This window comes from Aeromonas sp. S15(2024) (genome assembly GCF_041402265.1).
Classification (GTDB): Bacteria; Pseudomonadota; Gammaproteobacteria; order Enterobacterales; family Aeromonadaceae; genus Aeromonas; species Aeromonas dhakensis.
The window spans coordinates 213,429-227,360 of sequence record NZ_JBGLQY010000006.1 but is presented as its reverse complement, the minus strand read 5'-3'; the positions used below and the strand labels follow the sequence as shown (position 1 = coordinate 227,360).

Annotated in this window: 19 protein-coding genes, 1 tRNA gene and 1 pseudogene; 16 read left to right on the top strand and 5 right to left on the bottom strand. The window is 57.9% G+C overall.

What is annotated here, in order from left to right; all coding sequences use genetic code 11:
- Positions 1-5 precede the first annotated feature (5 nt).
- The 15 genes and pseudogenes from ACB033_RS14680 (at position 6) to ACB033_RS14610 (ending at position 7,739) form a co-directional block, all read left to right on the top strand.
- A complete protein-coding gene (locus tag ACB033_RS14680; protein WP_223951393.1) occupies positions 6-785 on the top strand; it encodes a hypothetical protein in 780 nt (259 codons plus the stop codon).
- 68 nt (positions 786-853) lie between these two features.
- A complete protein-coding gene (locus ACB033_RS14675) occupies positions 854-1,267 on the top strand; it encodes a DUF2787 domain-containing protein (protein WP_223951394.1) in 414 nt (137 codons plus the stop codon).
- Between the two features lie 10 nt (positions 1,268-1,277).
- The gene (locus ACB033_RS14670; protein WP_223951395.1) at positions 1,278-1,706 is read left to right on the top strand and encodes a hypothetical protein; all 429 of its coding nucleotides are present in this window, start codon (positions 1,278-1,280) and stop codon (positions 1,704-1,706) included.
- Positions 1,681-2,010, top strand: coding sequence for a hypothetical protein (locus ACB033_RS14665; RefSeq protein WP_223951396.1), 330 nt, complete (start codon positions 1,681-1,683; stop codon positions 2,008-2,010). The genes ACB033_RS14670 and ACB033_RS14665 overlap by 26 nt, the downstream gene beginning before the upstream one ends.
- Before the next feature lie 72 nt (positions 2,011-2,082).
- Complete coding sequence (gene radC, locus ACB033_RS14660; RefSeq protein WP_371140573.1) at positions 2,083-2,580, top strand: DNA repair protein RadC; 498 nt, start codon at positions 2,083-2,085, stop codon at positions 2,578-2,580.
- 159 nt (positions 2,581-2,739) lie between these two features.
- Complete coding sequence (locus ACB033_RS14655; protein ID WP_223951398.1) at positions 2,740-3,120, top strand: hypothetical protein; 381 nt, start codon at positions 2,740-2,742, stop codon at positions 3,118-3,120.
- Positions 3,121-3,236: 116 nt separating this feature from the next.
- Positions 3,237-3,746, top strand: coding sequence for a hypothetical protein (locus ACB033_RS14650; protein WP_223951399.1), 510 nt, complete (start codon positions 3,237-3,239; stop codon positions 3,744-3,746).
- Complete coding sequence (locus ACB033_RS14645; RefSeq protein WP_223951400.1) at positions 3,743-3,958, top strand: hypothetical protein; 216 nt, start codon at positions 3,743-3,745, stop codon at positions 3,956-3,958. Before ACB033_RS14650 ends, ACB033_RS14645 begins: the two co-directional genes overlap by 4 nt.
- Entirely contained in the window at positions 3,955-4,560 is a 606-nt protein-coding gene (locus tag ACB033_RS14640; protein WP_223951401.1) for a type IV toxin-antitoxin system YeeU family antitoxin, read from the top strand. Before ACB033_RS14645 ends, ACB033_RS14640 begins: the two co-directional genes overlap by 4 nt.
- Positions 4,561-4,657: 97 nt before the next feature.
- A complete protein-coding gene (locus ACB033_RS14635) occupies positions 4,658-5,200 on the top strand; it encodes a hypothetical protein (RefSeq protein ID WP_223951402.1) in 543 nt (180 codons plus the stop codon).
- A 1-nt stretch (position 5,201) separates the two neighbouring features.
- On the top strand, positions 5,202-5,543 hold the full coding sequence (locus ACB033_RS14630; RefSeq protein ID WP_223951403.1) for a hypothetical protein: 342 nt from the start codon (positions 5,202-5,204) through the stop codon (positions 5,541-5,543).
- A 30-nt stretch (positions 5,544-5,573) separates the two neighbouring features.
- Entirely contained in the window at positions 5,574-5,870 is a 297-nt protein-coding gene (locus tag ACB033_RS14625) for a hypothetical protein (RefSeq protein ID WP_223951404.1), read from the top strand.
- Between the two features lie 122 nt (positions 5,871-5,992).
- Entirely contained in the window at positions 5,993-6,307 is a 315-nt protein-coding gene (locus tag ACB033_RS14620; RefSeq protein WP_371140572.1) for a hypothetical protein, read from the top strand.
- Positions 6,308-6,309: 2 nt separating this feature from the next.
- Positions 6,310-6,714 (top strand): annotated as a pseudogene (locus ACB033_RS14615) (type IV toxin-antitoxin system YeeU family antitoxin).
- Positions 6,715-6,830: 116 nt separating this feature from the next.
- Positions 6,831-7,739, top strand: a complete 909-nt coding sequence (locus tag ACB033_RS14610) for a hypothetical protein (protein ID WP_223951406.1) — start codon at positions 6,831-6,833, stop codon at positions 7,737-7,739.
- Between the two features lie 220 nt (positions 7,740-7,959).
- On the opposite strand, the gene ACB033_RS14605 is transcribed toward ACB033_RS14610, so the two are convergent.
- A tRNA-Ser gene (locus ACB033_RS14605) sits at positions 7,960-8,047 on the bottom strand.
- Positions 8,048-8,245: 198 nt separating this feature from the next.
- On the opposite strand from ACB033_RS14605, the gene ACB033_RS14600 reads away from it, so the two are divergent.
- Complete coding sequence (locus tag ACB033_RS14600) at positions 8,246-8,995, top strand: DsbA family protein (protein ID WP_139725361.1); 750 nt, start codon at positions 8,246-8,248, stop codon at positions 8,993-8,995.
- Positions 8,996-9,168: 173 nt separating this feature from the next.
- On the opposite strand, the gene galE is transcribed toward ACB033_RS14600, so the two are convergent.
- The 4 genes from galE to ACB033_RS14580 all read right to left on the bottom strand — a co-directional run bounded on the left by galE (position 9,169) and on the right by ACB033_RS14580 (position 13,818).
- Positions 9,169-10,194, bottom strand: a complete 1,026-nt coding sequence (galE, locus tag ACB033_RS14595) for a UDP-glucose 4-epimerase GalE (protein ID WP_371140571.1) — start codon at positions 10,192-10,194, stop codon at positions 9,169-9,171.
- 86 nt (positions 10,195-10,280) lie between these two features.
- Positions 10,281-11,300, bottom strand: a complete 1,020-nt coding sequence (locus ACB033_RS14590) for a hybrid-cluster NAD(P)-dependent oxidoreductase (RefSeq protein WP_324043063.1) — start codon at positions 11,298-11,300, stop codon at positions 10,281-10,283.
- Positions 11,301-11,411: 111 nt separating this feature from the next.
- Positions 11,412-13,061 (bottom strand): hydroxylamine reductase, encoded by a 1,650-nt coding sequence (gene hcp, locus ACB033_RS14585; protein ID WP_371140570.1) that lies wholly within the window; start codon positions 13,059-13,061, stop codon positions 11,412-11,414.
- A 289-nt stretch (positions 13,062-13,350) separates the two neighbouring features.
- A complete protein-coding gene (locus tag ACB033_RS14580; RefSeq protein ID WP_017779811.1) occupies positions 13,351-13,818 on the bottom strand; it encodes a Dps family protein in 468 nt (155 codons plus the stop codon).
- Positions 13,819-13,932: the final 114 nt, after the last annotated feature.

Here is a 13,932-nt window from a genome sequence, read left to right as displayed (position 1 = left end):
ACCTCATGTATCGCATCGTTTTCATGTTACTTGGCATGTTGCTGACCGTGCCTGCATTCGCATTGGGTGAACAGGGGCGCTGGAGTACCGGATGGGCTCAGGGAACAACCGAGTATATGGCGGTCGTGGATGAGCATAACTCGCTCTATATCGCCTGTAGTGACACCCAACCGGTCACCATGACGGCCACCGTGCAAGGCAAGGAGTATGGCGCTTATGTCCCTCAAGGGTTCGCCATGATTGTTGATGGCAGCCAATACGATACGCCTTATGAGACCACGTCCCGTGTCGGTGAGAACAATTTCATCGACATGTGGGAAAAACTACGCAGCGCCAAGTCAATCAGCATTTTGACCACGGATGGCAAGTCACTTGCACTGCCGACCAACGAGGCGGCCAACGTGTTGCCCGGCACGCAGACACCTGATTTCAGTTGCCTGTCGTCTGATGGGGCTGATACACAGCCGCCTTCTGTGGGCAGCGAGACACATACCATACCGACAGCCTTGCCCCCCCCCACCTTTGATGTCGGCTGGCGCCTGGTTGAGTACGTCACAGGCTATCCGGTCAAGGAGCTGCAATTAGTCTCTCACAGCAATAACATCACCGTGCAAGATGTGACCGTCAATCGTGGTAATTGCGTTGTCCCACACAAGCGACTCCCCCAGACGCTCAGCTTTGGCGACACACTCAAGCTCGCCCTGGACGTTCACTGTAACGTCCTCGAAGTTAAGCTGCTCACCGACCAGGGGGAAGCGCAATACCAGTTTGCAGCCCACCCCTAATCCTGCTCTTCCATCACGCTACAACCGGTGCCTCGTGCACCGGTTTTTTTGTTCATCAGGACACCACTATGTCATTTTGCTTTTATCAGGGCGCCGTTGCCCAAGCGCTACTGGCGCGACTCATTCAGGAGCTCGCCCATTCCGACCTCAACCTCGAGCGCCTGACCCAGCTCACCTTCAACTTTCGCAGTCCCACCTATAGCCCCGAGCAGGGAGGGGCTCACCCCGTCGAGATCCGCCTGATCCGTGGGCTCGATGGCTGGCGGTTCGATTACGTCACCGATTTCAGTTACCAGGGACTGGGTCTGGATGCCGAGCTCTGTAAGGAGCTCGATTTCAACTTCCTGGATGACGAACACTATTTGCAAGGATGGGGCCCGATGCAACGCGCCGAGGCCCACGAGTTATTCACCCTGTGGCAGACCAACTTTGTTGCCTACTGCCGGATGGCGTACTTCACCGTTGAGGTCAGCGGGGATTAGGAGGTGTGTGATGACTAACGAACTGCCGCTATCTCACTATTCACGCCAGTGGCTGGGACTGGTTGCGACCAAGGCCAAACTGCAGCCAATCTGCCAGGGTGAGCGCTGGTTGCTGCACCTGACCCCTAATAGCCCACATACCCGCACCGTTACGCTACATCTGCGTTGGTCTGGCGTGCAGTGGCAACTGCTCTCCCTCACCAATGCCGAGGACTGGCACACTATGAGCCAGCCTGTGGATGAAATCTGTGTGGACCCCACACGTCGCTGTTTCTGGCGCTGTCAGGCTGGCCCGGTCCCGCTCTCAGAGCAGCCCCGTGTACTGGGGCGCTTTTTGAGCGACCTGCAGCGTGCCTGCATTCATCACGGCTATGGCGTGGAGAGTGACCCCTTACCTCAAGAGGAGGCACACGATGCCCAAACAACCGATAGCCGTTGAGCTGGAAGCGATTAATCGGGATGGTGAGACTCATGTGGTGCGTGACAGTGGCCTGACCGTACAGGGCTACAGTGTCTACCTGCGAGCGGTAGAGGCCAGCGGATTGGCCCTGGCTACCTGGGTCGCAGACTATGACACCATAGGACCAGCCTACCAGCTGGCGGAACGGCTGAGCATTGCGCTGGCTATCCCGCTCACCGTGCTGGTCCCCGGATCGCTGATACCGGTGATATGGGGACCCACAGCCGGAGCAAGAGCAGAAGCCACCACCAAGGCAAGGCCAACTGAACTACCCTCAAAGTGAACCAGCAACACCTCTGCATTTAGCCCCGGTATGCCTCGCGCTGCCGGGGTCTTTCTTTTTCAGGAGACCACTATGCGTTACCACAAGCTCAAAGCCGGGGAATGCCCCGGCACCTATGTCGTCACCGAACCCGTGACCGAGCAAGACCTGCTGCGTATCGCCAATCAGATTGCTCGCAAGCGACTGGCCAAAGGTACTGCCATCACCAGTACCACAGAGGCCGCCGAGCAGCTGCAAACCCTGCTGCAGGACCGGGAACATGAAGTGTTTGGCGCACTATTTCTCGACGCCCAACATCGTGTGCTGGCCTTTGAGGAGCTGTTTCGTGGCACCCTCGACAGCGCCAACATCTACCCACGGGAAATGGTCAAGCGGGCCCTGATACTCAATTGCGGGGCCATCATCGCGGTGCATAATCACCCCAGCGGTGACCCGGAACCCAGCCAATCTGACCGGGTCTTTACCCAAGCCCTCAAAGAGGCTTTGACGCTGGTCGATGTGCGATTGCTCGACCATCTGGTGGTTGGTGCCGAAGGCGTAGTCTCGATGGCCGAAAGAGGGCAGCTATGAACTAGCCCCCAGGTAAATACCACCTCACCACCCTCGATATCCTCATCGAGTTGCGCTGTTGGCTTGCAGACAACGTCGAGATTCAGGCAGAGCCCGCCATCGTGGCTCACCTGCCTAACGGTTACCTGCTCACCCAGGCTGACTGTATCGAGGCTATCGATGCACTGCTGCATCAGCTGCGCCATTAGCCGCGCCAATGCCATGCGATTACCCAATCCCTATTCCCTTGAGGAAACCCAGGGCAAGCTGCGCCATCGTCTGGCTACCGCCTGCAACGAGGAGGCGCTGGCGTTATTGAAGAAGGCCGTCGCCAAGGCGCGTGATGACCCAGTTTATGCCAGGCAGCTTGAAGAGACCTTGCTGCACGGTTCTACCGTTGAGATACGCGAGTATCTCAGTTGCTTTGGCGACTACTTCGATCGCTCCAGAGACGCAACGCCCTATTACCCGCACCACGACGCCGTTAACGGCATTGATTGTGCGCTCTACGCCATCCTGTTTGATGTTGCTCACCCAGACGCAGAGCAGGCGCACGAATAACACCAGCATCCCCAAACCCGGATCATTCGCGCCAATACCATGATCCGAATATTCCGACACAACCCACTGGGCCACCTCACTGCAGGTGGCCTTTTGCATTTCAAGGAGCCATCCCCATGTCTGCCTTCATAATTGACCGCAAGGACTACCTTGCTTTTGCCGTACAGTTGCACCGCTTTTGCAATGCCCCGTTGCCCCCCCACTACACCCTTGAGTTGCTGCGTACCCTCTGGTGGCTGCCACCAGCAGACACGACCAGCACCTGGACGTGGCGGGTAGACCGGTTGGTACGGCTGATGATGCTCGCCAATCGGCGGGCTGTCTGGCATCGCTATCAGCTAGGGCGTCAGCAGGACCAGAAGGAACCACGCAAGCACCGCTCGACCACGCTGAGTCCGCTCAAACCTGCCCACCGTTACCACCAGACACCACTCACCGATGCCGAACTGGTGGCGCTGTACAAATTCACCTGCTGCGCCCTGTACCAATCGAGTGAATGGAGCGGGAGCCCTGAGCAGGCACCTCGGCTTGTGCAGGTACTACAGCAGTTGCAACAGGCTCTCGCGCAAGACGTGCTGACCCGGCTGTCACTGTGGGAGCAAGCCCCTTGGGGAGAGATGCGATGAATCTCTCCATCACCCTGACGGTGACAAGCTCACCACCGAGCTCAACGGCCCATATAGCCCAGCGTATCGCCAATGACATGGCACAACTACATCAGCGTCTAGGTGATTGGGTCAGTGATGAACTGGGCATCAGCATCAGTTACCTGGTTGAACAGTTTGCGCTGCTGGCAGCGGTTTACCGTTCACCTGCAGAAAGAGAGAAACACCCATGATCGAATTCAACGATAGCTTCACTCAGGTCGCAGTAGCTCAGGCAATGAGCGCACATGGCGATTTGCATAGGCTCATTACCTATCAGCTCACCTTCCCGAAGTGGGCACACGACTATGACGAGACCGGCAAGCGCGCTGGCCCCGACAAGATCAAGCCCGTGCCAACGATGCACAAGACCACGCTGTTCGTGAGTCCACTGGACATGGTGGACAACCAGCCCCGCGAGATTAACTTTGCGTGGTGGGAGCGTGAGTGCAACGACCTCGGCTATCCCGTTACGCACCATTGTGGGTGCCTACTTCAACCACTGCACCAACGACAACCCAAACTGGAGCAGCCACACATGAGCATCTTCGAGCACATGACATGGGGACTGGGCACCCCGAACCTGCCCAAGCTGGGGGCTCGAGCCATTCTGCAACGTGGTTATGTTGATTTCCTGGGCGACCGTGCCGGTATGTACGGCGAGCCAGATGAGGCGTGGCGGGCCGAGTGCGACACGGTGCTGCCGCACTTCCTGCGTGAGTTAACCAAGATGGCCAAGGCATACCAGATATGCACCGACATGGACGAGGTGTTTCGCCTTGAACACAAGGGCTAGGTGTGTGAAGCCAGTCCGAGGCGCAACTACGGCTACCTCTACCTCGACATCTACCACCCCGCTAACTAGCGGGGTGTTTGTTTCAAGGAGAAGTATCATGAACAAGTTCTATCACGTGGGCACACTGGCCCGCCGTGAAGTCACCGCCCTGCTGCACACGCTGACGCACAATGCAGCCGCCAATGCCGAGGGGATCCTCAACTACGTGGGCTGCAAGCTGAACCCCTACGACCCGCGCAAAGAGAAGGCCAAGGCACGGCACACATTGCGCCGGGTCAAGAAGGCTCTGAAGGTAGGGCGTATCCCGCTTGAGCTCACCGTGACGGGTTGCCGCATCGACCGGGAGAGCCATCAGGCTGACCGTTACTACTACGACCGGACGCTGCTGGCCCAGGGCTGGCAGCAATACGACACCGAGGGAGACGCTTGGTACTTCGGCATCTGGATTCACTCAGAGAGGCTGGAGACCTTTACCTACGCCGAAGGCGATACCAGCCATGTGATTGCGCCAAACGTTGAGGCGTTTCGCGCTGAATTGGCGCGGCTCTACCAGTACCACCCACAAGCACCGGCGTTTATCAGCATCGACCCAGAAGCGGGCGTTGTGACCCGACATTTTGAAGCCAAGCCGGAGGTGTGAAATGGCTAAGAACATCACCATCAAGGTGCCCGGCAAACATTCGCAAACTGCCGAGCTCACCACCTTTGAGCTCAAGGGCCAACGCATCGATATCGACATCGGCGGGCAGACCGTGCCCTTCCTCATTCACGGGAGGGGCATCGGCACCTCGCTCACCCATATCCCCAGTGGCTACCGAATTGCACTGCTCGGCGGCTGGCTCACTGCGCGTTACGCAATTCCTGAGAATAAGCCCAGCAGAGCGGCCTGCGCCCAGATGGCCATAGACCGGCTGGTAGCCCAGTACGGCTCGCGGCACCTGCTGGACCGGCTCAATTGCAAGCCGGTTATCAATCAGATGTAACGCACAACCCAGACAACAAGGAGCGATGCAATGACCAACACCATCCCTGCAACACCTGACCCACTGGCAGGCCATTCGGTTATGCAGATGCTGGATGTCGCCATGAGTTCCATCATCGGTGATTACGATGACGCAGACCTGGCGCCTGAGTGGCAATGGGTCAAGCAAATAGCCTCCCATGAGCATGTCGGTGTGAAGGATAGCTCGGCCTATGAGTTCACCCTGAACCTGGCTATGGAGCTCGATGCTATCCCGCCAGCACTGCAACCCTTAATTACTGCCGCCCAACAAGCTGGTGTGAACTACATCCTGTTTTACAACGGCTAGCCACTGCGCCTGTCACTGCGGCCCGGCAAACAGACACGACCACCCAAGCCCAGCTCATTCACACACTGCATAAAGGGCCAGCCCTCACAGGCTGGCCCTTTGCATCATTGGAGTCACCGAACATGACCCGTCTTATCACCAGACTCGAGGTGCATCGCTATGCCCCCGAGCTCAACAAGCTGCACCTGCGCAACCGGCAGATGTTACCCGCTCCCGGCATCACCACCATCAAAGAGGCCAAAGCCCACCTTTTTGGCCGCTGGCAGCCAGGGCATCAGGTAACCATCGCCGTGAGTCACCCTGACTACATCAATCTCTCCCGGCTCTACCGGGGGCGACTGGCCAGCCTGACTGAACTCTCGGAGCATCTGACCAGATTGCGCCAGCGCCACAACGTGCCCGGCACCTTCATCGACATTCAACTGAGGTATCGCTAATCATGACCGCGACAGCTATCAACACCAATGACCAACAACCCGCAGCCCCAGACCAGCCCACGCGGATTTTTGCGCAGTGGGGTTTACCCCATACCGTCACCCCGCGCTTTGGCGTTCGTCTTATCCAAGAGCACCACCGACTGCACTTTCTGTCAGATCGGGCCTCACTGGTTGGCGAATGGGCAGAGGTGGCAATAGACCAGCTGGAAGCAGCTTTCCCAACCATCATCAAGGAACTGGAAGTCAAGCTGCTGACCGGTGAGCTGGATGCCCGATGCCAGTAACGTATCACTGTTCAACACGACGGTTTCACCTGTGAAGCTGACACCTTGGGAAGCCATGGTTATGTCTACCTGGCGATTTACCATACCCAAGGCACAGCAGATCGGCATGAGTTCATTCTCTAACTTGGCATTCCCGCCCCCATAAAAAGCTCCTATCGAGTCTTATTGGTGGACAATCTCATCCGTCCCATGTCGTAATGGGAGCAATTAATTTCGTGGTAAGCCTAAGGATAAAAACGATGGAATCTGCTCGTGATAAACGCACCGGTGAGATCATAGAGGCTGAGACCCTCTGGATGTTGGTGCATGTCGATAAGGATGGTTACGAGTGCTGGGGATGCGGCATCGATATGTACCCCTCATCCTGGAAAAAAGAGAACAAAAAGAGGCCCTCATTCAACAAAATGCCGGGAAAGGAACATCTCATCCATTGTGATGCAGATGCTGAGCGGGAAGTAATCAGCCAAGGACAGACACAAAGCGTGCGTCAACAATTGGACTCATCGCCAGGGTTGTCACCTTCAGGGCTAGTGCTAATAGATAAACGGCCAGCGACAGCTACTAATCAAGGAAACGGAATAAACGGTTCAACCTCGGTACATTCACCAACCGTAGCTGCTGGTAATGGTAATGGCCCCCAACGCACTTCCAGACGCAAAGCTCAAAGCATTCGCCCTATCTGTCGTGCGTTCATCAACTTCCCCCACGACCGTAACATCTCTTTGGAGATCCCTGGGATTGAAGCCGACAATTACCTGACGGCGTTCAAGAGGTTAGGTAGCCCAATTCAGAAGTACCCTGATACGAAGATCTTTTATTCCGAGTTGTTGTGGCTACCGATCACCCAGAGCGAGGAGCGGTTAATTATCCCCCTAGCAGGAGAATGGGAAGACCGGAAACCCTCGAAAAACTATCAGCTCCATGTCGAGTGGAAATCTTGGTCACAAGCCAAAAAAACCATGTTACTTAACGAGTTAGATGCAGCAAAGGAAGAGGCCAAACAGGCTAGAAGGGGTGGTAGGAAAGATAAAGCATGGGTGTTTTTTATTGGAGAACAGAACGCAGACCACCTAGAAACGTTTTATGTCAGTGACTCTCGCTTGATCTGCTCGATTATTGGCCACATTGTCTATCCGAAATATGAATAGGCAATGCAATGAAGCATACGACGCAACGCTGGCATTCGTAACGCGCTACGTTTTACGGGTAGTAGCACAAGGGGCAGCTACCGGAAAGTGGGGCCGATACTTGTCCAAAGAAATGCGATAGAGGAGAAAGGCAGCCAACATCTAATGGCATACTCACTGGTATACCAAAAATCACAGACACAAAAAAGCCCAACCGAATCAATCAATTGGGCTATATAGATGGCGGAGGAGGTGGGATTTGAACCCACGGATGGTCGCCCATCGCCGGTTTTCAAGACCGGTGCATTCAGCCGCTCTGCCACCCCTCCGCGACAGTGCGGCGAATATTACCCATGGCGATCGCCCTTGTAAATCCCCTCGCCGCTCGTTTGCCGATTTATTGGGCTAACTGACGCACAAAGCCGCCAATTTGAGCATAACCAGCGCTTTTTCAACCAGATAACTTGACTTGAAAACAGACTCACCCACTATAGTCAGCATCACGAAATCCCCAGCAAGATGGACTTATGAAAATCAAACATGCCCTGCTTTGCGCCCTGTCGGGTGCCACCCTGCTTGCGGCGCCGGTTCAGGCGAGCGAACTAACCAAAAGCGACGTGGAACAGATAGTGCGCGACTATCTGGTCAAGAACCCGGAAATCCTGGTCGAGATGTCCAACGCTCTGCGCGCCAAGCAGGAGAGCCAGCAGGCCGAGAGCGACAAGACCTTGATCAAGGCACACGCCAAGCAGCTCTATAGCAACCAGGATCCGGAGAGCGGCAATCCCAAGGGCAGCCTGACCGTGGTCGAGTTCTTCGACTACAACTGCGGCTACTGCAAACGCGCCCACCCGCTGATCAAGCAGCTGCTGGCAGAAGACAAGGACATTCGCTACATCTACAAGCAGTTCCCGATCCTGAGCGAGACCTCCTACTTCGCCGCCCGCGCCGCCCTGGCGGTACAGCTGGGTCAGCCCGACAAGTACCAGGCCTTCCACGAGAAGCTGTACGCCCATCAGGGCCCGCTGGCCGACGAGGCACAGGTGAAGCAGCTGGCGGAAGCAGCCGGCGTCAACTGGAGCAAGGTTGAAGCCAAGATCAAGGATGGCGGCATCGATCAGAATCTCGGCACCAACCGGGCGCTGGCCGAAGCCATGAGTATCTCGGGCACACCGGCCTTCATCATCGGCGATCAGATCCTGCGCGGCGCCCCCCGTGATCTGGCCAGCTTGAAAGGCTTCATCAAGGATGTGCGCGCCGGCAAGAGCATTCAGTAATCCCGCGCCGGCACATAAAAAACGCCCCGGCATGCCGGGGCGTTTTGCTATTCAAGCTGCAAACCATCAGGCCTGATGGGCCGCCGTGAGAAGCGGTCAGCAAGGCGAAGAGCTGCGCAGGGACCCGAGTTTATATGAATAAATGAGGTTCCCGAGCAGCGCATGACCCTTGATCACGGCTTCGCAGCAGGGCCATAACCGTTCGGGTTCTGGCTTTGCCAGCGCCAGGTATCCACCATCATCCGCTCCAGACCGCGCTCGGCCTGCCAGCCCAGCTCGGCACGGGCCTTGTGCGGCTCGGCCCAGCACTCGGCGATGTCGCCGGGGCGACGGGGCTTGATCTGATAGGGAATGGTGCGACCGCTGGCCGCTTCAAATGCCTTGATCATCTCCAGCACCGAGTAACCCTGACCGGTACCCAGGTTGTAGGTAAAGACCCCGGTATCCGACGCGATGCGTGCCAGCGCTTTGAGGTGACCGATGGCAAGATCCACCACGTGGATGTAATCGCGCACCCCGGTACCATCCGGCGTCGGGTAGTCGTTGCCAAACACCCCCAGTTCCTTGAGCTTGCCCACGCCGACCTGACTGATATAAGGCAGCAGGTTGTTGGGAATGCCGTTGGGATCTTCACCAATCAGACCGCTCTCGTGGGCACCGACCGGGTTGAAGTAGCGCAGCAACACGATGGCCCAGCGGGGATCGGACTTGGCGAGATCGCGCAGGATCTCTTCGACCATCAGCTTGGAGCGGCCATAAGGGTTGGTGGCGCTGGTGGGGAAATCTTCCCGCAGCGGTACCGAGGCAGGATCGCCGTAAACGGTGGCTGAGGAGCTGAATACCAGCCGGAACACGCCGGCCTTGGCCATCTCTTCGCACAACACCAGGGTGCCGGTGATGTTGTTCTGGTAATAGGTGAGCGGGATCTGGCTCGACTCGCCAACCGCCTTGAGCCCGGCGAAATGGATCACCGACTCGATCTGGTGATCGGCAAACAGCTGCTGCAGGCAAGTCCGATCCAGCACATCCCCTTCGACGAAAATGACCGGCTTGCCGGTGATCCGCTCGACCCGCTTGAGCGACTCGGGGGAGGAGTTGGAGAGGTTGTCCAGCACCACGACCTGTTGCCCGGCGTTCAATAACTCAACCAGGGTGTGGGAGCCGATATAGCCGGCGCCCCCTGTGACCAGAATTGTCATTATGTATCCCGTGTTCGACTGAAACTGGAGTTGAGTCTACCCGCCTTGCTTCGTAGCGAAAAGAGCAGGGTACCCATTACCTTTCCTCAATAGTCGACGCAAACATCCCCCCTGGCGGTGCAGGAGCAGGCCAATGCCACCCCACTCTCCAGATCCTGCGGGCTGAGAGTCATCACGCTCTGGCGCTCAATCTCACCTTCCGTGGTACAGCGACAGGCCCCACACACCCCGGCACGGCAGGCCGCCATCATGGTCTCCCCCGCCCCCTCCAGCGCTGCCAGCAGGGTCTGACCCGGCAGGATCTTCACCTTCTTGCCGCTCTTTTTGAGGGTCAGCCAGAAGTGGTCGCTGCTGGCCGCAACTGGCGCCGCACTCGATGTTCCAGCAGGCAGGCCGAACGACTCCTGGTGCAACTGCGCTGCCGGCAGTCCCAGCTCCGCCAGCATGGTGCAGACTGCGGTCATGTAGGGGGCAGGCCCGCACAGATAGACGTGGCGCGCGAGCAAATCCGGCGCCAGCTCCCTCAGCATCTCCGGCGTGAGCCGGCCAACCCAGGGATAAGCCGTCGGCGCCTCTTCCCGTACTTGCTCCAGCACTAACGCGTGGCGAACGCCGGCATGGGCCGCGGCCAGCGCAGCCAGGTCGTCTGCGAAGATCACATCCTCTGGCGAGCGGGCGCTGTGAATGAAGCGGATGTCGGCGTCCGGCCGTTTGGCCAGCTCGTCGCGCAGCATGGCCCACATAGGGGTGATGCCGGATCCAGCACTCAAGAGCAGCGGCCGCTCGCAGGGCAAGGCAGTCAGGTTGAAGTCGCCGAAGGGGCCATCCACCCGGATCTCGTCCCCCACTTGCAGGGTTTGATGCAGATGGTGGGAGACCAGTCCGACATCCTTGATGGTGACCTGCCAGCAGGCATCCTGCGGGCTGGAGGAGAGGGTATAGGCACGGCAGTGGGGCTTGCCGTCAATCTCGGTGTGTAGCGTCACGCACTGGCCCGCCAGCACGGCGGGCAGGCTGCCCGTCTGCGGCACAAACTGCCAGCTCGCTACATCGTGGGTATCCGCCCGGCGGCCGATGCACCTGAGGGTGAGGGAGGTGGAGGTCATCGCAAGGCTCCTCTTGTTGAAAAATGTTGGAAAGGGGTCGCTAAAAAAAGGCGAGCCATCAGGCTCGCCAAAGGCTTACAACATGCTGAGCGTGTAAGGCTGTCTCTTTGCTCAGGCCGCCAGGATCTCGGCCAGATCGGCTTCGGCCGTGGTGGTACCTTTCAGACCGAACTGCTCCTCCAACACCTTGAGCAGGGCCGGGGTGAGGAAGGCCGGGGCGGTCGGGCCGGTGCGGATGTCCTTCACGCCCAGCGCCAGCAGGGTGAGCAGAATGACGATGGCTTTTTGCTCGAACCAGGAGAGCACCAGGGTCAGCGGCAGATCGTTGACGCCGCACTCGAACGCTTCGGAGAGCGCCAGCGCCAGCTGGATGGCAGAGTAGGCATCGTTGCACTGACCCACGTCCAGCAGACGGGGAATGCCGCCGATGTCGCCGAAGTCGAGCTTGTTGAACTTGTACTTGCCACAACCCAGGGTCAGCAGCAGGCTGTCCTGCGGGATCGCCTTGGCAAACTCGGTGTAGTAGGCGCGCTCGGCACGGTCGCCGTCACAGCCACCGACCAGGAAGAAGTGGCTGATTTCGCCGGCCTTGACCTTGTCGATCACCGCAGGGGCGGCTTGCATCAGGGCGTTGCGGGCAAAGCCGATAGTGATGAAGTGCTCGAGCTCAACGTGCTTGAAGCCTTCCAGCGCTTGCGCCTTGGCGATCACGGCGGAGAAATCTTCTCCTTCCAAGTGGGTCACGCCCGGCCAGCCGACGATGGAGCGGGTGAAGATGCGATCCGAGTAATTGCCCACGTTCGGGTCGATGATGCAGTTGGAGGTCATCACCACGGCGCCCGGGAAGTTGGCAAACTCCTTCTGCTGGTTCTGCCAGGCGGAGCCGTAGTTGCCCACCAGGTGCGGGTACTGCTTGAAGAAGGGGTAGGCCAGCGCCGGCAGCATCTCGCCATGGGTGTAGACCTTGATGCCGGTGCCCTTGGTCTGCTCCAGAATGAGCTTGAGATCCACCATGTCGTGACCGGAGACCAGGATGCACTTGCCCGGTACCGGAGTAACGCGTACCTGGGTCGGCTCCGGATGGCCGAAAGCGGTGGTTTCACCGAGATCCAGCATCTCCATGATCTTGAAGTTGAGCAGGCCAATGTCCATGGCGCACTTGAACAGCGGATCCAGATCGCTCGGATCCGTACCCAGCCAGCTCATGATGCGGTGGAATTCGGCGGCTACTCCGGCATCCTGCTGATCCAGCACCCGGGCGTGCTCCATGTAGGCGGCAGCGCCCTTGAGGCCGTAGAGGCAGAGCAGGCGCAGCCCCATGATGTCTTCGTTGACCTCGTTCTTGCCGCGGTTGACCGCGGTCTGCGGTGCCTGGGCCAGCTGTTCCAGCAGCTCTCTACCCGGCTCGAAGCGGGCCGCGGCGGGCAGATCGCCAACATTCACGGCCAGCGGTGCCAGCTTGGCAGCCAGCTGCTGGCGATAGGCCAGCGCCTGATTGACATAGGCCACGATGCGGGCGGAATCGAAGTTGACGTTAGTGAGGGTGGCGAAGAAGGCCTTGGGCACGAAGGCGTCGATCTCGCTGTCGACGATGCCGTGCTCGCGGGCGGCCAGCGCCCAGGCGCTGAGCCCTTGCAGGGTATAGATCAGCACATCCTGCAGATCCGAGGTTTCTGCCGTCTTGCCGCACATACCTTGTGCATAGGCACAGCCGTTGCCGGCGGGGGTACGAATTGTCTGTTCACATTGCACACAAAACATCATGCCTCTCCTAATTGGACATTTCAGTTGTTTATTTTGTGGCGATTCTATTCCCCTCGTGGAAAACTTAATAGGCATTCAATTTGCCAATTCAATTTTCATTGATGCAGATCAAAAACAAAAAAAGCCGCCCAAACAGGGCGGCAAGCGGGTGGATAAAAGGAGAGACAACTCAGGTTTGCAACAGAACACGGTAAGGGAACGGGTTGGGCTGGCGTCTGGTCTGGCAGATCCAGCCCTTCACTTCATCAAGCCGGCATACTTCGTATGCATCCGGCCTGGTTGGCTATCAGGCCAGGTAAGCGCGCAGCATCCAGACCAGTTTCTCCTGCTGCTGCACATAGTCGGAGAGAATGGATGCAGTCCCTTCATCACCGGCATCGGCGGCCTGCCCCAGGATGCGGCGCTGGGCCACCAGCAGCTCGCGGAAACTCTCCAGCAGGGATTCGACGCAGGCACGACCGTCGTGCAGCCCCTTCTGCTCGGCAATGGCGGAAACGTTCAGGTAGTCGCTGAAGCTGTGCAGCGGTACGCCATCCAGGGTCAGGATACGCTCGGCCAGAGCATCGACCTTCAGCAACAGGTCGTTGTATATCTCTTCAAACTTCAGGTGCAGCTCGAAGAACTGGTTGCCGCGGATGTTCCAGTGGAAGCCGCGAACATTCATGTAAAGGATCTGGTAGCTGGCCAGCAACTTGTTCAGCTCGGCGGCCAGCGCTTGTGATTGAACGGTATCAAGACCAATCGGACTCTTCATGTTTCACCTCCAGATTTGACGACCTGGTCATCTTAGAACCCATCAGACTCGAAAGGTAATCGTTAAGACCTAACTGATTGATAGCGAGTGACTATCGTCCGCGTTGCCGACCGA